Source organism: Wolbachia endosymbiont of Drosophila aff. chauvacae BK-2020 (genome assembly GCF_032848195.1).
Lineage (GTDB): Bacteria > Pseudomonadota > Alphaproteobacteria > Rickettsiales > Anaplasmataceae > Wolbachia > Wolbachia pipientis.
On record NZ_CP136586.1, the window covers coordinates 718,760 to 742,734 of the forward strand.

The 23,975-nt window shown below is 35.4% G+C and carries 24 protein-coding genes, 1 other RNA gene and 1 pseudogene; 14 read left to right on the forward strand and 12 right to left on the reverse strand.

From position 1 onward, the window contains the following. Window positions 1–50 precede the first annotated feature (50 nt). The gene (gene tgt / locus R0F62_RS03760; protein WP_010082445.1) at window positions 51–1,265 is read right to left on the reverse strand and encodes a tRNA guanosine(34) transglycosylase Tgt; all 1,215 of its coding nucleotides are present in this window, start codon (window positions 1,263–1,265) and stop codon (window positions 51–53) included. Further along, window positions 1,266–1,766, reverse strand: coding sequence for an NADH-quinone oxidoreductase subunit NuoE (gene nuoE / locus R0F62_RS03765; RefSeq protein WP_010962799.1), 501 nt, complete (start codon window positions 1,764–1,766; stop codon window positions 1,266–1,268). 224 nt (window positions 1,767–1,990) lie between these two features. Here nuoE and R0F62_RS03770 point away from each other — a divergent pair, with 224 nt between their 5' ends. Then, complete coding sequence (locus tag R0F62_RS03770) at window positions 1,991–4,117, forward strand: hypothetical protein (RefSeq protein ID WP_274979188.1); 2,127 nt, start codon at window positions 1,991–1,993, stop codon at window positions 4,115–4,117. A 157-nt stretch (window positions 4,118–4,274) separates the two neighbouring features. Next, window positions 4,275–4,624: RNase P RNA component class A (rnpB, locus tag R0F62_RS03775), an RNA gene on the forward strand. A gap of 51 nt (window positions 4,625–4,675) precedes the next feature. Here rnpB and R0F62_RS03780 read toward each other — a convergent pair. Next, window positions 4,676–5,446 (reverse strand): response regulator transcription factor, encoded by a 771-nt coding sequence (locus tag R0F62_RS03780; RefSeq protein WP_274979189.1) that lies wholly within the window; start codon window positions 5,444–5,446, stop codon window positions 4,676–4,678. Window positions 5,447–5,771: 325 nt separating this feature from the next. Between R0F62_RS03780 and R0F62_RS03785 the strand changes: the two genes are divergently transcribed. The 4 genes from R0F62_RS03785 to R0F62_RS03800 are packed head-to-tail and all read left to right on the forward strand — an operon-like array spanning window position 5,772 to window position 9,205. After that, complete coding sequence (locus tag R0F62_RS03785) at window positions 5,772–6,755, forward strand: NAD(P)H-dependent glycerol-3-phosphate dehydrogenase (RefSeq protein ID WP_010962796.1); 984 nt, start codon at window positions 5,772–5,774, stop codon at window positions 6,753–6,755. A 19-nt stretch (window positions 6,756–6,774) separates the two neighbouring features. After that, the gene (locus R0F62_RS03790) at window positions 6,775–7,257 is read left to right on the forward strand and encodes a phosphatidylglycerophosphatase A family protein (protein ID WP_006279290.1); all 483 of its coding nucleotides are present in this window, start codon (window positions 6,775–6,777) and stop codon (window positions 7,255–7,257) included. Then, on the forward strand, window positions 7,247–8,026 hold the full coding sequence (locus tag R0F62_RS03795; protein ID WP_274979190.1) for a GNAT family N-acetyltransferase: 780 nt from the start codon (window positions 7,247–7,249) through the stop codon (window positions 8,024–8,026). The genes R0F62_RS03790 and R0F62_RS03795 overlap by 11 nt, the downstream gene beginning before the upstream one ends. Window positions 8,027–8,068: 42 nt before the next feature. After that, on the forward strand, window positions 8,069–9,205 hold the full coding sequence (locus R0F62_RS03800; protein ID WP_010962793.1) for a hypothetical protein: 1,137 nt from the start codon (window positions 8,069–8,071) through the stop codon (window positions 9,203–9,205). Between the two features lie 3 nt (window positions 9,206–9,208). On the opposite strand, the gene R0F62_RS03805 is transcribed toward R0F62_RS03800, so the two are convergent. Together R0F62_RS03805 and ybeY are read right to left on the reverse strand one after the other, a co-directional pair. Next, a complete protein-coding gene (locus tag R0F62_RS03805; protein WP_010082472.1) occupies window positions 9,209–9,997 on the reverse strand; it encodes a succinate dehydrogenase iron-sulfur subunit in 789 nt (262 codons plus the stop codon). Between the two features lie 86 nt (window positions 9,998–10,083). Then, window positions 10,084–10,536, reverse strand: coding sequence for an rRNA maturation RNase YbeY (gene ybeY / locus R0F62_RS03810; RefSeq protein WP_010082473.1), 453 nt, complete (start codon window positions 10,534–10,536; stop codon window positions 10,084–10,086). 24 nt (window positions 10,537–10,560) lie between these two features. Between ybeY and R0F62_RS06680 the strand changes: the two genes are divergently transcribed. Both R0F62_RS06680 and R0F62_RS03820 read left to right on the forward strand, forming a co-directional pair. After that, a complete protein-coding gene (locus R0F62_RS06680) occupies window positions 10,561–10,692 on the forward strand; it encodes a hypothetical protein (RefSeq protein ID WP_255322244.1) in 132 nt (43 codons plus the stop codon). 15 nt (window positions 10,693–10,707) lie between these two features. After that, window positions 10,708–10,887: a hypothetical protein gene (locus R0F62_RS03820; protein WP_022626337.1), complete on the forward strand. Its 180-nt coding sequence runs from the start codon at window positions 10,708–10,710 to the stop codon at window positions 10,885–10,887. A 33-nt stretch (window positions 10,888–10,920) separates the two neighbouring features. Here the strand turns inward: R0F62_RS03820 and R0F62_RS03825 are convergent, their stop codons facing one another. The 4 genes from R0F62_RS03825 to R0F62_RS03840 all read right to left on the reverse strand — a co-directional run bounded on the left by R0F62_RS03825 (window position 10,921) and on the right by R0F62_RS03840 (window position 14,805). Beyond that, window positions 10,921–11,319, reverse strand: a complete 399-nt coding sequence (locus R0F62_RS03825; protein WP_007549395.1) for an EVE domain-containing protein — start codon at window positions 11,317–11,319, stop codon at window positions 10,921–10,923. Beyond that, window positions 11,319–12,515: a cell division protein FtsZ gene (gene ftsZ / locus R0F62_RS03830; RefSeq protein ID WP_274979191.1), complete on the reverse strand. Its 1,197-nt coding sequence runs from the start codon at window positions 12,513–12,515 to the stop codon at window positions 11,319–11,321. The genes R0F62_RS03825 and ftsZ overlap by 1 nt, the downstream gene beginning before the upstream one ends. Before the next feature lie 245 nt (window positions 12,516–12,760). Continuing rightward, window positions 12,761–13,213, reverse strand: a complete 453-nt coding sequence (locus R0F62_RS03835; protein ID WP_317051325.1) for a hypothetical protein — start codon at window positions 13,211–13,213, stop codon at window positions 12,761–12,763. Between the two features lie 83 nt (window positions 13,214–13,296). Beyond that, on the reverse strand, window positions 13,297–14,805 hold the full coding sequence (locus R0F62_RS03840; protein ID WP_274979193.1) for a YifB family Mg chelatase-like AAA ATPase: 1,509 nt from the start codon (window positions 14,803–14,805) through the stop codon (window positions 13,297–13,299). 122 nt (window positions 14,806–14,927) lie between these two features. Between R0F62_RS03840 and R0F62_RS03845 the strand changes: the two genes are divergently transcribed. Further along, window positions 14,928–15,767 carry a polysaccharide deacetylase family protein gene (locus R0F62_RS03845; RefSeq protein ID WP_274979194.1) on the forward strand — a complete coding sequence of 280 codons (840 nt, stop codon included), beginning with the start codon at window positions 14,928–14,930 and terminating at the stop codon, window positions 15,765–15,767. After that, complete coding sequence (locus R0F62_RS03850) at window positions 15,722–17,296, forward strand: penicillin-binding transpeptidase domain-containing protein (protein WP_006280388.1); 1,575 nt, start codon at window positions 15,722–15,724, stop codon at window positions 17,294–17,296. The genes R0F62_RS03845 and R0F62_RS03850 overlap by 46 nt, the downstream gene beginning before the upstream one ends. Window positions 17,297–18,495: 1,199 nt before the next feature. Here the strand turns inward: R0F62_RS03850 and R0F62_RS03855 are convergent. After that, window positions 18,496–19,545 carry a class I SAM-dependent methyltransferase gene (locus R0F62_RS03855; protein ID WP_010962785.1) on the reverse strand — a complete coding sequence of 350 codons (1,050 nt, stop codon included), beginning with the start codon at window positions 19,543–19,545 and terminating at the stop codon, window positions 18,496–18,498. 101 nt (window positions 19,546–19,646) lie between these two features. On the opposite strand from R0F62_RS03855, the gene R0F62_RS03860 reads away from it, so the two are divergent. Next, window positions 19,647–20,018, forward strand: a complete 372-nt coding sequence (locus tag R0F62_RS03860) for a hypothetical protein (protein ID WP_022626336.1) — start codon at window positions 19,647–19,649, stop codon at window positions 20,016–20,018. After that, complete coding sequence (locus R0F62_RS03865; RefSeq protein ID WP_010962783.1) at window positions 20,019–20,303, forward strand: DUF2610 domain-containing protein; 285 nt, start codon at window positions 20,019–20,021, stop codon at window positions 20,301–20,303. A gap of 6 nt (window positions 20,304–20,309) precedes the next feature. On the opposite strand, the gene dapD is transcribed toward R0F62_RS03865, so the two are convergent. After that, window positions 20,310–21,140 (reverse strand): 2,3,4,5-tetrahydropyridine-2,6-dicarboxylate N-succinyltransferase, encoded by an 831-nt coding sequence (gene dapD, locus R0F62_RS03870; protein WP_010962782.1) that lies wholly within the window; start codon window positions 21,138–21,140, stop codon window positions 20,310–20,312. Between the two features lie 73 nt (window positions 21,141–21,213). Here dapD and R0F62_RS03875 point away from each other — a divergent pair, with 73 nt between their 5' ends. Together R0F62_RS03875 and rpe are read left to right on the forward strand one after the other, a co-directional pair. Further along, window positions 21,214–21,642: a zinc-ribbon domain-containing protein gene (locus R0F62_RS03875; RefSeq protein WP_010962781.1), complete on the forward strand. Its 429-nt coding sequence runs from the start codon at window positions 21,214–21,216 to the stop codon at window positions 21,640–21,642. A 94-nt stretch (window positions 21,643–21,736) separates the two neighbouring features. Beyond that, window positions 21,737–22,414: a ribulose-phosphate 3-epimerase gene (rpe, locus tag R0F62_RS03880; RefSeq protein ID WP_038198978.1), complete on the forward strand. Its 678-nt coding sequence runs from the start codon at window positions 21,737–21,739 to the stop codon at window positions 22,412–22,414. Between the two features lie 146 nt (window positions 22,415–22,560). On the opposite strand, the pseudogene tnpC reads toward rpe, so the two are convergent. Continuing rightward, window positions 22,561–23,907, reverse strand: a pseudogene (tnpC, locus tag R0F62_RS03885) (IS66 family transposase). Between the last annotated feature and the right edge of the window lie 68 nt (window positions 23,908–23,975).

The window sequence follows — 23,975 nt, forward strand, 5'->3', positions numbered from 1 at the left end:
AAGGCTTTTTCTGTTTTAGGGAATATAAAATAAGCGTAGAAAAATATGAACTAGGTGTATAATTCACAGTGTAGTGGTGTCTCACTAATCCAATTATTTTTCTCCCGATCTAGCCTATCATCTAATATAGCCTGCCTTATTGATGCCATTAACTTATTCATAAAGAAAATATTATGAATGGTAACGAGCGTGTAAGCCAGGAGCTCTTTAGCTTTCAGTAAATGGTGTATATAAGCTCTTGAATGTTTTCTGCAGGTAAAACATAAACAGTCACTTTCAATTGGGTTGTTGTCCAGCTCAAATCGTTGATTCCGCAAATTAATATGCTCTTTGCACTTTGAAGAAATAGAATTTCTGTTTTTTACTTTAACAAGTGCGCCACCATGCCTTGCTAAGCGGGTTGGATGCACGCAATCAAACGTGTCAATTCCAAGCTCTACTCCGCGAAAGATGTCCACAATTCCACCAATACCAAGCAAATGAGTAGGCCTGTCTTTTTTCAGGTGGTCCATAGTGAAAGAAACTACATCATGCATCTGCTCTTTACTTTGACCAAGTGATCCACCTATTGCTTGACCAAAAAATGGCAAATCGTTGATAAAATCACAACTTTCTCTACGTAAATCTTGATACACTCCGCCTTGACTAATTCCATACAGTGCCTGCTTGCCATTATTGTTTTTTTCAAATTCATTTAAAGAACGTTCAGCCCATCTGTGGCTCATGAGCATTGATTTTGCTGTGTATTCTTTGCTTACGTGAAATGGAGTGCATTCATCTAAAACTAGGATTAAATCTGCACCTAATTTCTGTTGAATTTGTACAGATTTTTCAGGAGTTAAGCAATAAATTTTACCATTAATGTAAGAACGGAAAATTGCCCCATCCTCATTAATTTTGATCAAAGTTTTTTGTTTTTTTCTTATTCCTTTTATCTCTTCCGAAACTGATCCGTGGCCTAAGCTAAATATCTGATATCCACCTGAGTCAGTTAGCATTGGCCCATTCCATCCTATCATCTTGCGCAAACCACCAAGTTTTGCAACAGTATTCTCTCCTGGTTGAAGCATTAGGTGATAGGTGTTGGAAAGTATGATTTGGGTACCAGCTTCACTTATTCTTTCAATATCTGCAGCTTTAATTGCAGCTTTTGTTGCGCAGAATATAAAAGCGGGGGTTTCTACGCTTCCATTTGGAGTTTTAATTGTTCCAACTCTTGCAGAACCTGATTGCTTGATTCTCTTGAATGAAAATTCTTCTTTCATCTATTTGCCTGAAAGTTCTGTTATGATGTTTTCTACTTTCTCAGGAGTAAGATTTTCATAGAAGTCATTATTGATCTGCACAACGGGAGCATTAACGCATGCACCTAGGCATTCAACTTCTTTTAAAGTGAACAAATTATCTTTAGTAGTCTCACCGATATTGATTCCAAGTTTTTTTTTAAAGGTATTTAAAACTTCTTCACTATTGCACAACCAGCAAGGAGTTGTTCTACAAATTTGTATTAGATATTTGCCTACTGGTTTTAAATTATACATGGTGTAAAAATTTGCCACTTCATATACACGAATATGTGGAATATGCAGCATATCAGCAACATAACGCATAGCAGATTCAGAAACCCATCCGCATTGCTCTTGAACCAGATATAGTAAAGGCATAACAGCACTACCTTCTCTACCTTTGGGATACATCTCTATAAACTTTCCCGCTTTCTTGAGGTTTTCTGATGTAAAACTAAACTGCTCTTCTTTTTCTATCATTCATGAGACTCGTGTAAACTTTAACAGATTATACCTGTAGAACCAATGATTGCAATTGTTGGTTTTTTGAGAAATAGCATAAAGCTTCTTAGCCCTCTTCAAGCTTATATTTACCTTTTAGTATAAAATATTATATTAATTTTTTAATTTTAGTTAAAATTTTCATTGACATTAACACACAGGAGTAATCATAATAGCATTTTATTAATATTTTAAATAAAATTATGTCTATATTAAGAAGATTGCTCGGGATCAACTCAAATACACCGGAAATTAAAGAAGCGATAGGTTTTAATCCAACAAACGTAGAATTAATTGAGGGGAATGGAGTTGCTTACGGACTCAGCTATCAAGATAATGGTAATGGGAGCAGTAAAGTAAAATTACTTATTAGTCCATTATATCAATCAAAAACATACGAATGTGGTACAAATATCAGCGTAGCAAATGAATTCAAAGATCAATTATCTCTCACATTAATAGAAGATTCAGCTGAAATAGATAAAGTTGGAGTTATCTTTCCTAAAGAAGGAATTAGCGAAGAAGGAGAAAAATGCGTTAAAGGCTTATCTTTTAACACTTACGGAATTAAACAATCAGTTAATACTCCTTCAGTTGAACATTTAGATAAAAGAAAATTACAAAAGAATATTGATAATAATAGTCTTGCAAATGTGGGCAATAGTTACTTTCAACCAAGAGCAGTGAAAGTTGGTAATGGTGACGTAATTGTAATCGCCCATAACTTAAAGGATCAAACTTTAGTTTCTTGGTACTTAAAGTCAAGCGAGAGCGGAAAATTTAAGGTATTGACTGGAGAAAAAGGTGTTACAGAAAGAAAATTGTTCAATTTTGATAATCAGGGGCAATTGGCATTAAATGGAAACACGATGCTTTATTCGCAAGTGAGCAAAAGGATTACTAAGGAAAATCAAGAGGTGAGAAAAACACGTATTTTTAAATTTGATATGGCTAAAGTGATTCAGGGTCTGAAGGATAGAGTTAATGGCTTTTTACTTGGTAATCGAAAAGGTCAAATAGATAATAAAGCACTATCTCTTTCTAGAGAACATGAAATAAGCTTTTTGCAGTATGTTGAACAAACGGAAGGAAATGATCTAGTTGCTTTTCTTGAAAATGACCAATCAGCTAATGAGCAGAGGTTACATATAGCAACTCTACTTAAAAATGGATCAGTGTCAGATTTTCCTATCTATCAATTTACAGATCCTATAGAGCAATTATATATTAAAGGCAACGGTCAGGGTGGTTTTATCGTAACTGCGGTAAGTGGAGAAAATATTGTAACTTTTAATCAAAACGGCTCTGGAAAATCTTCTGAAGCAACAATAATACCGGCAAATAGCATCAAAACTCTCAGTGATTTTGTTAATATCATTAACGGTCGATTAACGCCAGATATTATTTCTAGTAGTACCGTGGCTCCTATAACTGTTGCAGAAACGGTTGTGACTTCTAAGAAGACGCCGACTGCTGCAATTACTAGCACAGCAGAAACCGACGCTGTGAAGACTACTAAATTGACAACGGAAGCCGTTGCACCTACTTCTACAATGAATAAACCTTCAACAGAGTCAACGACTCAAACAAGTACAGTAACAGTGGAGCCAACAACAGCAACAAAAACAACTGCTACTTCACAAGCAACCACGATTACTGCAACGTCAACTAATGTGCCTTCGGAAACTGAAATAAGTACTGTAAAACCTACAGCAGCGACTGGTGCGTCGACTTCTACGATGAGTAAACCTTCAACAGAGTCAACGACTCAAACAAGTACAGTAACAGTGAAGCCAACAACAGAAGCCGTTGCACCTACTTCTACAACGAATAAACCTTCAACAGAGTCAACGACTCAAACAAGCACAGTAACAGTGGAACCAACTGCGCCAACAACAAGCTCAGAGAAAACTACACAAACAGTATTTAGTATACCAAGTACTAGAACAAAAGAGTCAACAACTCCTATATTCACCACGACTTTACTTCCTCAGTCTACTTCTTCACCACAACCTACTCAACTTGCTATAGGGTCTAATAAGGCAGGAATGATAGGGGGATCTTTGGTTGGAGCAATAGGTATTGTTGGAATTATAGGATTCATAGCATATAGATATGTTAAGGGTCGTAATGCTGCTCCTGTATTAGAACTAACTGATTTGGGTTATAGAAGGCGATCATCTTCAAGTAGCGATGAAGAAATTTTTACCACTGGTAACAGAATGCGAACTATATATCAATCTGAAACAGTGCTAAATAGTATATCAGTAGAAAGTAGTAGTCGATCAAGAAGTAGCTCATCGTCTTCAAGCGGTGGACCAGGCTCTTGACTAACTGAAGCGGAGTCTAAAAGTGAAAAAAGCTTATCTTGGGATAGTGATGATGTGCCGGAATATCACCTTTAGCTATTTGTCTAAATGTTTTTAATATGTAGACTGTTAGGAAATTGTCTTTTGCTTTTGTGATTTTCATGTTAAAGTATAATTCCTAGGTGAAATAAGTAGCTGCTGTTGTGTGATAAACATAGCAGAGGAAAGTCCGGGCTCCAAGGAAAAATAGTGACGGGTAATGCCCGCCGGAGGTAACTCCAGTTATAGGGCTACAGAAAATTACCGCCTAAAATATTTTTAGGTAAGGGTGAAAAGGTGTGGTAAGAGCACACCATGGCAATGGCAACATTGGTAGTCGAGTAACCAACACTAGGAGCAAGATTAAATAGAAGTAGATTTTATGTTTTCCTCATATCTACTCGGGTAAATCGCATGCGGTAAATGGTAACATTTACTCCAGATAAATAGCTACATAAACAGAACTCGGCTTATATTTCACCTAGGCGTTCACATGATACGTGCGATATAAGCCATGCTATATTTAAATGTGTAGGCATTTCATGCGTTGTCCTTCACTTGTTCTGCTTGATAGCCATCACTACTTTCGCCTACATTAACATTAGAATATTCATCATCATCAATATACTCTTTCAGAATATACCCTCTGCCCCAAACGGTTTCTATGTGGCTTTTTCCATCATTTGCACTTTCAAGTTTCTTACGTAATTTGCACATAAAAACATCAACTATCTTGTTATCTGAAGGTTCATCCAAGCCATTGTAAAGATGATTTAAGAACATTTCTTTTGTTAGTACTGTTCCTTTACGCAGTGCTAGCAATTCTATCATAGAATACTCTTTATTAGTAAGGTGAACCGTTTTACCTTTCACCTCAACAACCCTGTGATCAAAATTGATATTTATATTACCAATCTTTATCACCGATTCAGGATGGCCTTTAGTACGACGCACTATGGCCTTAATTCGAGCTAATAACTCGCTTTTATGAAATGGCTTGGTTAAGTAATCATCGGCACCATACCCGAGTCCTTTAGCTTTGTGATTGACAGCGGATATGCATGAAAGTATTAAGACAGGAACTTTGATTTTTGCACTTCTTAGTCTTAACAATATATCATATCCGTCAATATCACCAGGTAAGTGTATATCTAAAATAACTAGGTCATAGTAATCTCCGTTTGAGGAAACCATATTATTGTTATAATCTTGTGCAGAAGTAACAACGTCACAGAAGTGTCCATCAGAAGTTAAGGCGTTAACTACAGTCTTTGCACTTACTTGATCATCTTCAATTAATAATATACGCATATTTTACACCCCATAAATAATTTATAATTTTAGTAATATATATAACTAAGGAAAGTAATAAATCAAATTTTTATTAACAAATGATCAAAATTACACTTATTAATTAATAGTAAATATATTGTTCCAAAGTTATATAAATAGATCTAAAATATAATAGACATACCATGATAGTAATAATATTTTTAGTAAATATTGAATTAAAGTTACTATTATTAAAAGAATACTTCGGTTAATAAATATTTAACTATTCTATATGTCTGTGTTATATTTTTAATTTACTTATCCTACTATTTTAAAGTATAAGTAATATTTTCAGGAATATTGTGTGGCAATATCAATTTTAGGTGCTGGTGCATGGGGTACAGCAATCGCAATTTCATTAGGTAGTAAGAAAGATGTGATTTTGTGGACTCACAATGAAACTACATTTGAATCAATCAACGGGAAAAGAGAAAGTGACAAGCTACCCGGTTGTCGAATTTCTGATAATGTGTCAGTAAAATTGGCTATTGAAGACATAATTAATGCTTCAGTAACAATCCTCGCTGTTCCCACTCAGTCTCTGAGGAAGGTATGTCAGCAATTGCATAATTGTAATCTGAAAAAAGATGTAGCAATAATTTTAGCTTGTAAGGGAATAGAAAAGTCTACATTAAAATTACCTAGTGAAATAGTAAATGAAATTTTACCTAACAATCCTATTGCTATTTTTTCAGGTCCTAGCTTTGCTGTAGAAGTTGCAAGAAAATTACCCTATTCAATGGTTCTTGCATGCCAAAATAACACATTAGGTTCAAAGCTAGTATCAGAGCTGCAACAAGAAAATGTTAAATTGGAGTTTAGTAACGACATTATAGGAGTACAGATTTGTGCAGCGTTAAAGAACGTTTTTGCTATAGCGTGTGGGATTGTTCTAGGTAGTAAACTTGGGTTTAATGCTCATGCAGCATTGATTACGAAAAGTATGAGCGAAATTAAGGCTTTATACTCAGCAAAAATTGGTGACGGTAGTGTGGATATAAATACACTACTTGGGCCAGCATGTCTGGGTGACCTAATTATGACATGCACATCCTTGAATTCAAGAAACTTATCTTTTGGGTTTAAAATAGGTAATAGTGACAATGGCTTTAATGTTCAGCAGATTTTGTCAGAAGGCAAGTCAGTGATTGAAGGTTTTAGCACTGCTGAGTCCATATTTAATTTAGCAGGAAAGCTAAAGATAAAAATGCCTATATGTGAAGCGGTCTATAGATTATTGTATGAAAGCGCCTCTATAGAGGATACTCTTTCTGTTCTTATAAGTTAATTTTGTATTTGGATATATTGTGAAATTTTTATATAAATTAATATCAACGTGGTGGCTGTCTGGAACAGTAAAAAAAATGCCAGGTACTGTGGGTAGTTTGGCTTCTTTTCCGCTTGTTCCTGTAATCCTGAGCAACAAAATTTTAGGTGCAGCAATTATTTCTTTTTTATTCTTAATTGGATTATGGTCTACAGGTAATTATATAAAACATTACAAGACTTCATGTGATCCAAAAGAGGTAGTAATTGACGAAGTGGTTGGTCAATTGCTGACGATACTTTTAGTTTCGATATTGTTAAGCCAAGAGATGAATTGTTCTTCATTGTTGTTGTGCTTTTTTTCTTTTAGGTTTTTTGATATAATAAAAACGTGGCCTATAAATTTAATCGATAAAAATACCAAAGGTCCTTTAGGTATTATGCTAGATGACGTTATAGCTGCAATTTTAGCCTGTGTTCTTATAGGAGCCTTTTATTGTTTATTGTTGGTGTATGCAGGATAAAAAAATTTATTATTCAAGCTTAATTGTTCAAAATCTAAAGGATTATATACTGTACACAGCGAATTTATCTGAGTGGGAAGTACACGATGAATTTGGTAACATCATATTTACAATAAATGGTACCAGGGAGTCATTATTTAATTTTGTGTTCTGTGGAGATCAATGTACCGAGCTTTCTATACAAAAAACTCTAGATTATCTCAGAACAAGAGATATAGAAGCAACATGGGTAATAAATTCACATATGAAAATAAGAGATATTTTAGAAAAGTGTGAAATAAAACACGTTAGCACACCAAAAAAAGCTTTACTTAATATGAAAAATTACTTTTTACCTGCTGATGTTATTCCAAACTTGAGGTTAAATGCTGTGAATGGTAGCAACCTCTTAGAACAGTTAGATCTACACACTTCTAAAATTTTTTATCATGGCGTTGGAATTGTCAGCACATTTTTTCGCGGATTATCAAATTATGATGATAAGAACTCAAGATTAAGATTTTTTCTTGTAACACTAAATAATGAAATTATTGGGACATGCGGTCTTTATGTTCAAGATAGCGTAGCTGGTTTTTATAGTGATGGAGTTTTACCAATTTACAGGAATCGTGGAATAGGTACCCAAATGGTTTTAGAAAGAATAAAGATAGCTAAACAGCTTGAATGCAAATATATAGTAGCACATTGTATGAAATCTTCTGTGAACCTTTATAAGAGATTGGGCTTTCAAATGTTAGGCAATCTTTACTTATATACCTCTTCAGCATAATTCTGAGCGGTTACAAATTTTTACATTTGTTTTAAAAGTGCTATGTTTTTTTTGTATGAAGTGGTTTTAATATTGATTCTAATATTATTCTTTCTCTCTTATTCTAAATTAAAAATTAGTAATAAGATTAAGAACTTACAGCATCAAAATGTTATCATAAATAATTTAATTGATACTGTGAATGATGGGTTTTATATTTGGGATGCAAAAAAACGTATAGAAAAGTTCTCTCCCAATTTACTAATTTTGCTTAATACTGTTTTTTACTCATTTAATGAGTTTGTGAATTTTTTTGAGCAATCAGAAAGCTTAATCAAAAATTTTGTTGAGGCAAAGGAAATAAATAAATCTTTTACTCTAGATTTAAAGTCAAAAGACAGTGAGGTTTATTGCATATGTTACGGTAGAAGCATAATAGATGATTCTAACAATGTGATAGGTGTGCTGTTATGGATAAGGAATGTCTCAGACTGTAAGATAAAGGCTAACGGACTTGAATTAGAAAATAGTAAGCTTACACAGGAAGTGGAGAGCTATAAAAACGTTTTCAACTCTTTACCATTTCCAATACTAAGATATAACAAGAGTAGAAAGGTGGAATTTTATAACTTGTTTTATGATAAATATGTAGATGGTTCTAAGAAATTTGCTATTACCGGTAGCGCTCATAGCACAAAACCAGGAAGACATGTCATAACTTATAAGAACGAACCTAAGGTTTTCGATTTTGTTAAAATTCCAATACAAGGTTCTGGTAGCATAGTAATGTATGGGAAAGATGTTAGTGATGCAGAGAAATTATATACTGAATTAAACAGTTATTTAGCTACACAGAAAAATTTGCTTGAGAGGTTACCGGTTGCTATAGTAATATATAGTAAGAATCAAAAGCTAAAATTTTATAATAATGCTTTTATAAAAACCTTTCAATTTGACCCAAAATTTTTGGCATCTTACCCAACTTATCACGAAGTTATGCTTTACCTCTTCGAATCTAAAAAGCTTTTAGAAAAAGAGGATTTTCAAACTATTAGTAACCAAAGACATGAGTTGTTCAAAAAATTATTTGAATCGTACGATGATACGATGCACTTCACAAACGGAAAAGCGTTCAGGGTATTAACAATACCCTACGCTTCGGAAGGTTTGCTGTTCTCTTACGAAGAATGCAAAAGATAATACTTAAACTCCTTCTCTCTCTACCATGAGCTGTTTTACTTTCGCTATTGCTCTTGCTGGATTAAGTCCTTTAGGACAAGTTTTTGTGCAATTCATTATTGTATGACAACGATACAACTTGAATGGGTCGTTTAAAACATCAAGTCTTTCACCTGTCTTATTATCACGGCTGTCAGCAATCCATCTGTAAGCTTGTAATAGTATTGCTGGTCCTAAAAATTTATCACTATTCCACCAGTAGCTTGGGCAACCAGTCGAACAGCAAGCACATAATATACAGTCGGACAAGCCATCTAATTTTTTTCTATCTTCAGAAGATTGAGAGTATTCTTTATTTGGTAGGGCAGGCTTATCTGCTTGTAACCAAGGTTTAATTGATTTGTATTGCTCATAAAATTGGCTCAAATCCGAGACTAGGTCCTTTATTACATACATGTGAGGTAATGGATATATTTTTACGTCACCTTTTATATCATGTATAGATCTAGTACATGCAAGAGTATTGGTTCCGTCAATATTCATGGCACAAGATCCACATATGCCTTCTCTACAAGAACGTCTGAAAGTTAAAGTCGAATCTATTTCATCCTTTATTTTTATTAATGCATCAAGTACCATAGGGCCACAACTATCCATATCAATAAAAAATGTGTCTATTCTAGGGTTTTTCTCGTCATCAGCAGACCAACGGTAAATTTGAAATCTTCTGATGTTTTTTGCTCTAGCAGGAATAGGATAAATTTTGCCCTTTTGATTAATTTTAGAATTCTTTGGCAAAGAAAACTGAACCATATCACTTACCTTTTATTGTTTACAGCTAAAACCCTTTATAGATAACATATTTTATTATCATCTACTATATTTTTATTAAATTCCTTTTAAATCGCACACATATTGTAGCCAAGCGAAGCTAAAATCTCTCTTTCTAGATTTTTCATTATAATTTCTTCATCTTTTTTTTGGTGATCATAACCAAGTAAATGCAGTAATCCATGCACTAACATGTGTGCAATGTGAGCAAGAATGGGTATATAATACTCATGCGATTCTCTTTTTATTGTGTCTATTGAAATTGCTATGTCTCCTAAATCGCACTCATTAGACAATTGTTCATACGGAAATGATAGTACGTTAGTTGGCTTATCCATTTCTCTAAATTTTAAATTAAGTTGATGTAGCAAGTCATCATCAGCCAGAGCTATTGATATATTTGGTTTATAGTGGTCTATTTTTAATTCTTTTAGAGAAGCATTGATGACACCTAATACAAAATTTTTAGGATTTTCTATAATGCTGCACCATTTCTTGTCAAGAATATTTACTTCTAACATGAGTGACACATCAGTAAGGGTGTCATGCAAATAGCTGACACTGGAATCCAAAAAAGAAGAGTTATAGACCCTTGTGTCATGTACACAACTGTACGAATATTGTACACTAGAAGGATGTCATCCCAGTGTCTAGGCACTGGGATCCAGGAATTTTGATTAGACATCAAGTTAGTGAATATAAAAGTAGCTAATCTTATATTAAAACACAACGGCTTTAATGTGGTTGCATTAAGGCTGGATTCCAGTGTCAAGCACTGGAATGACACCTTTGTGTTTGATGCAAAATCGGCTATAACGTTTAATGCACTGCCTTCGAGACAAATATTCATACAGCTGTGCGTTGTGTGCTGAAATGACATCATTTAGGAACTGAAATGACAGGTATTACACATCACTCATCCTTATTATTTCATTCCATTCAATTTCCGAAACTGGGGCAATTGATAAACGTGGTTGTTTTAATATAGTCATATTTTTCAAAAGTGGGTTTTGTTTTATATTATTTAACGTTACTTGGTTATTTAAAGGTTTCAAAAACTTTACATTCACTAATCCGAACTTGGGATCATTAACATGATAATACTCTTTAAATACTTCAACGATTCCAAGTATTGCTTTCTCTTTACCTGTATGATAAAAAAACGCAAGATCGCTTGCTTTCATAATTTTCATGTAATTTTGAGCTTGATAATTGCGCACACCATCCCACTCAACTACCTGCTCCTTTTCCATTTTTTGCCATGAGTATTCACTTGGCTCTGACTTAAGTAGCCAAAATTGCATTATTTTTTTCTTCTTAAGTAAGCTGGTATATCATAGATATTGCTGCCCCACTTAGCTCCTTCGCTTACCTGTTCAGCTGGTTTTGTTTCCAGTGTTTTGTCTTGTGTACTTTCACTTTGACTATATGGCCACTTAAATTTCTCTTTCTCTGAGTCTTCGCTCTGACTTATAGGTGAAGTTTCTGATTTATTATTGCGACCATCAATGCCAGTTGCAAGAACAGAAACTCTAACTCTTCCCTCCATCGCTTGATCAAAAGTAGCACCAAATATTATATTTGCATTTTCATCTACTTCTTCACGCACTCTATTGGCTGCAGCATCAACTTCAAACAGAGTCATATCTCCGCCACCAGTAATGTTAATTAATATTCCTTGCGCACCTTTCATTGATACATTATCAAGCAATGGATTAGATATTGCAGCCTCTGCAGCACTAATTGCTCTATCTTCTCCTTCTGCCTCTCCGGTGCCGATCATCGCTTTGCCCATCTCGCTCATTACTGTTTCTATATCAGCGAAGTCAAGATTGATAAGCCCTGGCATGACCATCAAGTCAGTTACTCCTCTGATGCCAATGTGCAGAACATTATCAGCAAGTTTAAATGCATCAGAAAATGTAGTTTTTTCATTTGCAATTCTAAATAAATTCTGATTTGGAATGACAATAAGTGTATCCACGTATTTTTGCAGTTCTTCAAGTCCAAGCTCTGCAATGCGCATACGGCGCACACCTTCAAAACCGAACGGTTTAGTTACAACTCCAACAGTCAATATCTTTTTTTCTTTTGGCGCTCTATCCTTAACTGCGGCTCTTGCTTCTCTGGCTGCTTTTGCAATTACCGGTGCTGCACCGGTTCCAGTACCACCGCCCATTCCTGCTGTGATGAAAAGCATATGACTATCTTTTATATGCTCCATAATCTCATCAATTGACTCTTCTGCTGCACCTTTGCCAACATCAGGCAAAGCACCAGCACCAAGCCCCTTAGTTAAATTAATGCCAAGCTGAATTTTTTTATCACATAACGACTTTTCTAGTGCTTGAGCATCGGTATTTGCGACAACAAAATTCACTCCTTGCAAATTAGATTGGATCATGTTATTCACAGCATTTCCACCAGCACCACCCACTCCCACAACGGTAATCCTTGGGTGTAATATAGGCAACTCCGGCAGACTAAGATTAATAGACATTTAAATTACTCAAATTTAGCGAATTCACTTGATAATAAGTTACCGCTTTTTTAATAATATGCAAATACTTTTCACTTCTATAGGCGTAAATAGTAAACGGGATTTACTTGTTCTTAACATTTATACTAATAAGTGCCGTTAATTATAATAACTAGATTCTTAGATGACATCACTTAACCGATGCAAAAAATAGAAAACGTTTATAAAAAGGGACAGAAACCTATCCCTTTTTATTTTGTTGAAGATTATCCTGCTACCTGAGCTTTCCCTTTCAATGCTTCAACTGCAACATCTTTTAATTTTGAGGCAACTTGATATGTTCCATAAACAGCAGCAACTGCAGCAATTGCCATTATGGCACCCGCAACTATCTGACCAGCAACACCTGTTCCGATAAATCCAGGTAATGAAGCAGCTATTGCTTGATTTGTTCCAACAAAGTAACTGGCAGTCTTAGCAAGAAACCCAGAAGCTTCTGCTGCACTAACAAAGCCTGCTTTCATATGCATTGCTGTAAAGACAACACTTGCAACTGCAAGCGGAAATAATGCTGTTCTCCCTTTATTATGCATAGCGTACTGACCAGCTCCACCAGCAGCACCAGGAATTTCCCAGTATTTTTCAGCTTGTATATATCCTGCTGAAATAGCATGAAAAATGCCATCCTCTTTTCTATACTTATAATTTGTTAATGCCATAACTCTACTCCTTAAATAGAATGTTAAAATTTCATTAAGGGAGCATATAGTAAAAAAAATTGCCTGTCAAGTAAACTAATTTTTTAATATACCTTTATTCTGTAATTGAGCGCTTCAGCAATGTGTGCTCTTTTTACTTCTTCACTTTTTGCAAGATCTGCAATAGTTCTTGCAACTTTTAATACGCGTGTGTAGCCTCGATTGGAAATGTAATTTTCTTTCAGTACGTATTTTAGCAATTCTAACCCTGCCTGATCTGGTTCAGTAAATTTATTAAATGCTTCACCGCTTACTTCTGAATTGCAACGAATATTTAATTCACTATAGCGCTCAGTTTGAACTTTTCTTGCTGCTATCACTCTTTCTCTTATAATTTTAGTACTTTCTCCCTCCACAGAGATTTCAGGAGAGAGTATGCTAACGTTTGGCATTTCAATGCATATGTCTATTCTATCAAGCAATGGGCCTGATATTTTGTTTTTGTAATCTGTGCCACACTTTGGAGCTTTGTTGCACGATCTGCTTGCATCACCTAAATAACCGCACCTGCAAGGGTTCATTGCAGCTATCAGTTGAAAATTGGCAGGGTAGGTTATGTGAGCATTTGCCCTTGCAACGGTAACTTTTCTATCTTCAAGTGGTTGGCGCAGAGAATCAAGCACGAGTCTTGGAAATTCAGGTAGCTCATCAAGAAATAACACGCCATTGTGAGCCATGGTAATTTCTCCGGGTTTTGCATTCTTTCCTCCTCCTATCATTGCTGGCATGGAACATGAGTGATGAGGTTCACGAAAGGGGCGAGTTACTTTGAATATTTCATTACCAGTTTTTGTTATGCTGGAAATAATATTAACGTCAATCATCTCCTGTTCGGTTAAATCAGGCAGCAATCCTATAAAGCGCTTAGCAAGCATTGATTTTCCAGTACCAGGAGGGCCAACAAGAAGCATATTATGCCCACCTGCTGCTGCAATTTCAGCTGCTCTTTTTGCAACAACTTGGCCTTTAATATCCTTCATATCGGGAACCAATCTTTTTTCTTTGGGTGCATCACTATATTTAAAAATTACTGGCTGAATTAATTGCTCACCCTTAAAGTGTCTGATAATATCAGTTAATTTCTCTATAGCTAGAATTGAAACATTCTTTACCCATGAAGCCTCTACTCCATTTCCCCTTGGGCAAATTACTCCTTTATTTGCCTGTTTTGCATTGATCGCTGTTGGCAGCACTCCTGAAACTGGAATAACTCTGCCATCAAGGGCAAGCTCACCCATAATGATATAAGACTGAACTTTTTCAACTGGTATCACATTCATTACAACAAGTAGTCCAATAGCAATAGCCAAGTCATAATGACTACCTTCTTTCAGTAAATCCGCAGGGGAGAGATTAACTGTAATTCTTTTTGGAGGTAGTAGTAGATTGATTGAATTTAACGCTGCTCTGATGCATTCTTTGGATTCCGCAACAGTTTTATCTGGCAATCCAACAATATTAAAAGCTGGAATACCATTTGCCATATGAATTTGTGCATTGACATTTACTGTGCTAATTCCCTGAAGCGCAACGGTATTTATATTTGCAATCATAATATATTATATAAAATTGTTAATACAATATATTAAAGAAGCGATGAAGTAAAGGCTACAGCAATTAAAGATGGCTTAACTTAGCAAAAAAGTGTAGTATTCTATCACTTTGCTGATTACAAATGTTTATAAGGATAATCACTTTTTTCTTACTATATTCAAGTACGGCTTTTTGTAGTGATTGTAATTTTAATTTACCATACTGTGGGCTCAGTTGTAATCTAGATCTATCATATAGAAATTTAAGTAATATAAAAAAATTATTGAATAACGACGATAAGTTTGTTGCGCTTACGTTTGATGATGGACCGTCTAACAATAGAGTAAACGATATTATTAATGTTCTGGAAAGCTATGAAGCAAAAGCAACATTTTTTGTGCTTGGTGAACGTATAAATGAAAAAACGTCTGAAATAGTAAAGAAAATTCATGAATCAGGTCATGAGTTAGGCAATCACTCTTGGTCGCATAGGAAGTTGACATCACTTTCAAGTGAGGAACAATTGCAAGAATTGGAAAAGACAAATACAGCAATTAAAAATGCAATAAAACAAGATGTAAAATGGTTTCGTCCGCCATATGGATGTTATGACGATAATCTGACTGAAAATACTGATCAATTAAATATGTATTCAATATTATGGACAGTTGATTCGCTAGATTGGCAAGGTGATAAGCCAGAAACTTTAGTTGAAAGAGTTTTAAGTAATGTACATAATGGAGCAGTTATACTGTTTCATGATCACAATAACAGGTCAAACACAATTGAAGCTTTACCTCATATTATTAAAATACTAAAAAAATCAGGTTATAAGTTTGTGACCTTAAGTGAGTGGGAAAAAAGGGTTTGTAATACGGTAAAAGCCAGAAGTGTAACAATAAAAGAGGGGAAAAAAGTGTGTTTTGAAGGAATGTTATGTGGACAAAAAACAAAGTCTTTAACCGCAGAGCATTCATATTAGGTGGTATTCAGCTTACCATTTCTGCGGTTTTTAGTTGCAGGTTATATAATTTACAAATACGAAACAGACAAAAGTACGAAGCACTATCTAATAGTAATAGAATAAGAGTTGCTACTATTATGCCTAAGCGGGGCAAAATTTTAGATAGGAATAGCATTGAACTTGCGGTAAACAAAATTTCGTATGTTGTTTTGTTTGATGGTTCTGGTAAGGAAGTTGATTTGCAGACATTATCAGAAGTCGAGTCTAAAATAGCAAAATCGTCAGAAAAAATAACTGCTCTTTATAAACGTTATTACCCGTTTGGTTCAATGTGTTCTCATGTAATCGGATATACAAAAAGACAGCAAGGCATAAGCGAAGTAGGAATCAGCGGTATTGAATATACATATGATCATATATTGAAAGGCAAGTCAGGAAAATCTGAGCAGGAAATAAATTCTAAAAAACGCGTCATAAAAGAATTATCAAGCATACCACAACAAGACGGACAAGATGTACAACTGACAATTGATATTAATCTGCAAGAGAAAACCGCAGAGGTATTTAAAGATCACCAAGGCTCCGCAGTGGTAATTGATGTAAATAATGGAGAAATTTTAGCATTATATAATTCACCTTCTTACGATAATAATCTTTTTGCTAGCAGGCTATCAAATGAGACTTGGGAGAGCTTGAATGCTCCTTCATTGCCGCTCGTGAATCGTGCGTTATCATATCAAATTCCACCTGGTTCAATATTTAAAGTAATAGTTGCGCTTGCGGGTTTAAAAGACGGAATAATAACACCAGAAGAGAAATTCTCGTGCAAGGGCTATATGAAAATAGGTGAGCGGAAATTTCGTTGTCTGAAAAGCAAAGTCCATGGGTATGTATCTTTAAATGAGGCAATGGCATTATCATGCAACACTTACTTTTATAATATAGGGAAAAAAATAAGTGTAGACTCTCTAGTAGAAATGGCCAGAAAATTTGGTATTGGAAGTGGGCCACTGATTGGAACGTTTAAAGAAGAAGCTCCAGGGTTGTTGCCAGATAGAGATTGGCGTACACGAAAGCTATATTCGCAGTGGTATTTAGGTGACACTATCAACTTAGTTATAGGACAAGGGTATATGCTTACAACACCACTACAGCTTGCAGTTCTTGCAGCGAGGATTGCAACAGGAAAAGAGGTAATTCCCCGCATTAAGATGAATGAAACGATACAAGATTTTCCCGATATTGATGTGGATTGTGAGCATCTTAGCATAGTTCGAAAAGCTATGTTTGACGTGGTGAATTCTAAAACTGGAACCTATAAGAAAGGGCTAAGCGGTATACAAATTGCTGGCAAAACCGGTACACCAGAAATAAACTCTAAGGGCGAAAGTCATAAGTTATTTATCGCCTATGGCCCTTACCATAACCCGCGCTATGCAATCTCTGTGTTTATAGAACACGGCAAAGCCCCACGCCAAGATGTTGCTATAGCTAATGAAATATTTCAGTATATGCTTGAAACTATGAGTATTAAACTTCTTGCATAACCATATAACAAACTTTTATTGGGAATAGAAACGAAAAAACTTACTTGACACCCTTCGCCAGCGCCCTTATCATGATAGTGAAGCTATTGTATTTGCTTTCGCCAATCTGCAGATTAAAAGGTAAGGATTACTTAATGTATCGGCGTCTTATGTTCAATTTTTTGCAGTATATAGATACTGTATGTCTTTACAAAACTTCATCTACATCTAGATTTTTATCTAAATAAGCTGAACGCGCTTATAAAGCGTTACAAGACATCAAAAAATGCCAATACTCGACAGAGATAGTAAAAGACTAGCTAACTCGGGGATTCTTTGTCTTTTTTTCTGCTTAGTAAATTTCTTAAACATTTGCAGCGTAAGTTAGTTGCAATTAAAAGCGGCTGAATCTCGCTTGTCAAGCGTTTAAAACATAAAAAACGCCAATATTTTAAAGCGGATAATAACCACGGGGCTTCTTTTGCCTTTTTTTTCATTTGGTAAATTTCTTAATATTTATAGCTAAACAACAACCGTCATCCCGCTACGTGTTAGCGGGATCTATGCTTTGAGATACCGCGAATGAATCGCGGTATGACGGTGTAGATGATGGTTAAGTATCCCGCTGCTTGTTAGCGGGATCTATGTTAAGGTATAGTAGGGGATCTATGTTAAGAGATACCGCGAATGAATCGCGGTATGACGGTGTAGATGATGGTTAAGTATCCCGCTGCTTGTTAGCGGGATCTATGTTAAGGTATAGTAGGGGATCTATGTTAAGAGATACCGCGAATGAATCGCGGTATGACGATGTAATGATGGTTAAGTATCCCGCTGCTTGTTAGCGGGATCTATGTTAAGGTATAGTAGGGGGATCTATGTTAAGAGATACCGCGAATGAATCGCGGTATGACGGTGTAATGATGGTTAAGTAATTCGTCATCCCGCTACGTGTTAGCGGGATCTATGTTAAGAGATACCGCGAATGAATCGCGGTATGACGGTGTAATGATGGTTAAGTAATTCGTCATCCCGCTACGTGTTAGCGGGATCTATGTTAAGGTATAGTAGGGGGATCTATGTTAAGAGATACCGCGAATGAATCGCGGTATGACGGTTCGCGGCGGCATGACAATAAGCTCGTCATTCCGCTACTCGTTAGCGGAATCTATGCTGAGATATCGCGGCGGTATGATGTAGGGAAACCTTTCTTGGGTTAGCTATATCAATAGCATTGCTTTAAAAAGAGTGCCCATATTTTCAGTCAACCTTAAGAATTCACTAAAGATCCTATTCTTTTGTTCATCACTTGCGCTTTTCATTAAAGCCTGGGTTCTTTCTTTTATGCCAAAAAGATATAAAAATTCCCTTTGAGTTAAAATCTCACAATCTACATGCTTTAATGGATCTCTTAACGCTTGAAAGTTCACAAGTGCGGTAATATCACTATTACCAACATTCTCAAGAAAATTAGCATACTTATGTTGTTTTATCGATTGCAAAGTGCTCTTATATGCGGGGTATACATAACCGTAATCTACAATCAAAGCAGCTCCTTTATTATTATATATCTTCTTCTCAAGTTTTTTTAATATTTCAACCCCAACTGAACATATTTCCACCACTGCACCATTAAAAAATTTTCCATTTGTCATCTGAGTAGCTGACACTGGAATCCATGATTCTTTTTTTCTGGATTCCAGTGTCACGCACTGGCATGACACCAAGAGACTGCCATCATCTTGTTTTGTCACCATATTTTCATACCACCCCTCATCATGATATACAAACTGATCTATCGGAAGAGCGTCAAAGAACTCATTTGCTAAAAAAATGGTTGGTTGTTCTGGTAGGTTGTCAATATTTTTGTGCCAATTAACATCTAAGCTTTTTAATTTTTCCTTTTGTATCTTCCGTAAAGTAGGGCTTATTTCAACTAAGTGGATCAACATTGAATTAAAAAAGCTGCTGTATTTTTTAGTGACTCTTATTATATCGTGAATGAGTGTTCCTTTGCCTGGCCCAAGTTCAACTAGAGAAAATTTTGATGGCTTTCCTAATTTTTCCCATGTATGCATTATCCAAACTGCAATTACTTCACCAAATAATTGGCTGATCTCAGGTGCGGTAGTAAAATCACCATCCTTACCAAGCGGTAATTTACTTGTATAATAGCCGTATTTTTCATGGTACAAAACGGCATTCATGAAATCACTAATGGATATTGATCCTTGACTTTTGTCAATTAATTCGTGTATATAAGTGAGCATGTTATTAATAAATGTTTAACTATAGCGTGCCATAATATAAAATAGTAGAGTATTTATATATATAGTATAAACTTAAGTTTGTGAGTAATAGTGCTTCAGTTATGGACGACAAAAACACCGATTATGTTGCCCTTATACCTCAAGATGATAGTATTGAATACAAATTTGAAGAAGCTGTCAATTTTATAGAAAACAAGGTTATAAATGCTGATGGGCTAACTTTAGCGGAAGTGTTTCAAGTGCTAGTTCAAATGCTAAATGGTGATCTAGAATTGGTAAAAAAAGTACTAGCATGTGCTAATATTATGGCAAAGCATGGAATGAAGGTAGCAAAAGAGTCGCAATTAAGCAGAGCTGATGTTCGCCGAGCTTTGGAAGGTAGAGAAAGTGTTGTCAATAGACAAGATTTTATAAAGAAACCACCTCTTCCACCTGCTATAAAATCGACCAAAAAGAAAAGTAGAGGTCTTTAAATGGCCGAATCTATAAAAAAATTTACTGTACAATGTGACTTCAAAGGGCAAAGTTCACCTTTTGCAATATATATAGGAAATCCAAAAAGCGATGCTCATCCAATTCATCATCAAGATTCCTGGCTTGTAAAAGAACGTGGAGGGAATATCCCTAATAAAGTAAAAGAAAGTCTACAAAAATTATATAAACTATCTCAAGAAAATGGAGTCTCTTTCTCAGAGTTATGCGCGTATGCCATTACTGTGGTTAGTAATAATGATAAAAAAAGTGACGACAAGGAGTAAGATAGTTTAATCCCTCAATATTTCATTTATAGAGATTTTCGATCTCGTCTTTTCATCCACTTTTTTTACTATGACTGCACAATAGGTTGAAATATTATTTTTAGATGGAATAGACCCTGGTACCACTACAGAATAAGGTGGCACTTCGCCGTAAAATACCTTGCTAGTTTCTCTATCAATAATCTTTGTTGATGCCCCAATAAACACGCCTATGCCAAGGACTGATCCTTCTCTCACTACCACACCCTCGGCCACTTCGCTACGTGCTCCAATAAAGCAATTATCTTCTATAATGACAGGTGAAGCTTGAATAGGCTCAAGAACTCCACCTATTCCCACTCCACCAGAAATATGACAGTTTTTTCCTATTTGCGCACAGCTACCAATCGTTGACCAGGTATCTATCATTGTTCCTGAATCAACATATGCACCAACGTTGATAAAACTTGGCATTAGAACAACATTTGTACCTATATAAGCAGATCGGCGAACAAAACACCCAGGAACTGCTCTAATTTTTAACCGGCGAAATTTCTCCTCATTCCATTCACTAAACTTGTTACCGATCTTATCAAACCAGCAATTGGTATTATCTATTATTTTATTTTCTTCGGTGAGAAAATGTAATAATATTGCTTGCTTTATCCACTTATGTACTACCCATTCTCCACTTGATAGCTTTTCTGCTACTCTAATTTTGCCACTATCAAGGAGCTCAATTACCTCTTTAATTGCTATTCTTGCTGTTTTCTTTAGATTACAGTCATTAAATTTTTCTCTATTTTTCCAAATATCTTTTATCTCACTCTGTGTTTTTTTTAGTTGCAAACCTTCCATTTGTTATATATATATTGATATTAAATTTGTAGCTCGTATCATTTGGGCTTGTTACTACTTATATGTAAGTGCTATGAAAATACAATGTAATAGTTGTACTAAAACTTACTTAGTATCTCCTAAGCAAATTGGCGCGTCTGGAAGAAAGGTAAAATGTACGAACTGCAATCACATATGGCATGAATATCTAGAAGAAGTGTCAAACAAATCGCACTCTGCTAATATACAGGAAAAAAAAGTTAGTGGAAGGAATTTTTTACAAAATCTAGCATTTACCACTCTAGCTTTTGCAACAGCTACAGGGTTATGCGTCGTAATTGCTAACGGCATCTTTCCTAGAGAGATGAACAAAGCATACAAAACGATCAGTTTATACAAGGATTCAATAAGCTATAAATTAGGGTACAAAAAAGAACAAACAGAAAGTCCAAATGTAAAAAAACTTGCTGTAAATAAGTTTTATCAAGACTACCTTTTTTTATCTAATTTAAGATCTAGTTAAATAGGCATACCGATATCGGTCTCTAGCTACTCAGATGGTGCTTAGGGTGACAGAGTTTTGAAAATAAGTTATTTTTTAGCAAAAAAGGCAGCTCATGAGTATTAAAATTGCACCTTCTATACTTTCAGCAGATTTTGCAAAATTAGGGGAAGAAGTAAGAAAAATTAGCGATTTAGGTGTGGATTACATACACATAGACGTTATGGATGGGAATTTCGTTCCAAATATTACAATTGGTCCTAGCGTTGTTTCTGCAATACGTAAATATAGCAATCTTCCTTTTGATGTGCATTTAATGGTCAAATCTCCTGGTAACCACATTGAAAGCTTTATAAATGCTGGTGCTGATATTATCACTGTACATGCAGAAGCAGAGACACACCTTGAGAGGTTGATAAGAAAGATAAAGTCATACAAAAATGTAAACGACGAAAAAAAACCGATTCAAGTTGGAGTTTCAATTGTTCCTTCAACTTCTCCAAGTGTGCTTGAATATATAATACATGAGCTAGATATTGTGCTGATTATGACAGTCAACCCTGGCTTTGGAGGGCAGGAATTCATTCATTCACAGTTGAACAAGATATCTACTATAAAAAAAATGATACAAGAGCGTAACCTTAAAACACAAATTTCAGTAGATGGTGGAATTAACTTTTTTAACGCAGCTGATATAATAAAAGCAGGTGCAGATATTTTAGTTGCGGGATCGGCGATATTCAAGGCTGAAGATATTAAGAAGGCCATAAACTATCTTAAAAATCCATCGTAGTAATCCTATATAGCTAAAGTGGCTTAGGTTTACCTACAATTTGAAAAACAACAAATTCGTCATTCCGCTACTCGTTAGCGGAATCTATGCTGAGATACCGCGGCGGTATGACGTAGAAAACCCTTTCTTGGGTTGTATCCGTTCAGCTAAGCGGTGTGAGAGATGATAGATAAGAGGTTTTGGAAAGGATTGAGACCCCTTTGTTTCCATGTCAAGTATAATGAAATTATCCGTTCAAGTTCCCCACTTCGATTGGGTAAAATATGAATTTTTGCGATAAACGACATAATGCCGTATCTGCTGTTCAGCATGGTTGTTTGTCAGCGGAATGTTTTCTGGGTCATCTAAAAATTTCCACATCATTCTTTCAGATTTCAAAATATTCTTTGCAACTCGAGAAGCTCCAATTGCTTCAGGTAAACGGCTTCAAGTAATACCTTGTACGTTTTCGCAACTTTCTGGCACGTCTGGTAAATCTAAAAACATCTATCTCATTTTTTAGCAAGGCCTTTTTTAGTGCAAATAATTCAGTGGCTACGTTTCTTAAGTAACAGCCCAGAACTTTAACTTCAACTATGTGCTAATCTTTCAAAATCTCTTGATAAATGTGCCCAACAGATTTGCCTATTCTTATCGGCAAAGTAGTTGTATGCTGCGTACCTGTCGTAAGCTATTGCGATTGCAGAACTTACTATTTTGTAAAACCTTCATTCCTCTTGACTCTGTCAATTTTATAAAACTTGCTGTATTACTGGCAAACATCCAGCACCAACCAAGTTTACCTTTGTTATAATGGCTCGTTTCATCGATATGCAGAACTTCACTTTTACTTACTTCTTGCTCGATTTGCTCATATGCTTCTTGGCATTTTTCTGCAACTCTAGCCTCGCTATTTGACACGCTACCAACACTGATGTCCAGGTTGAAAATATTTTTTATAATATTTGCTACTTCTCTTTTCGAGTTCTTGTAAAATCCGCTCAGCGCCGCAATTGTTGACTTAACTTTTGGACCAAATGTATCCGCAGTAACACCTTCTGGTAGCCTGCTACTTTTTCTTTTTCCACACTTGCAACAGCGGCCATTGGTATTCCACAACATAAGCTGGCAAATCAACTTTTTGATGAATGTATGGCTCTTTCGATATCGCAATTTCTCCTCCGCACTCGCAAGAACTCTATTTTCACCACTTCATCTGCTTCCATTTTAGGGCGATACTTTCCTTCATGCCCAATCTGTGCCCCTATTTTCCTGTCACTTTTTTTCTTTTTCTTCTTTAGCTTGTATAACTCTTTTGAGCTCGGTATCGATGAATTTTGTGAATTCAGACCTAGTCTTTCTTTCAATTCAGCATTTTCGATTCTTAGCGCCTTATTCTCAGATCTAAAATTTTCGTTTTCTATCTCTAACCTCTTTATCTCTGCTTTTAGTTGCTCTATCTCTATTTTAAAGCTTTCACAGAGCTTGAGAAGACTAGCTAGTAGATCAGACATATTTACCACACATACTACTTGTGATATTATGTTTTTAGCACTCCTTGTCTACTTTTTATTTTACCGCT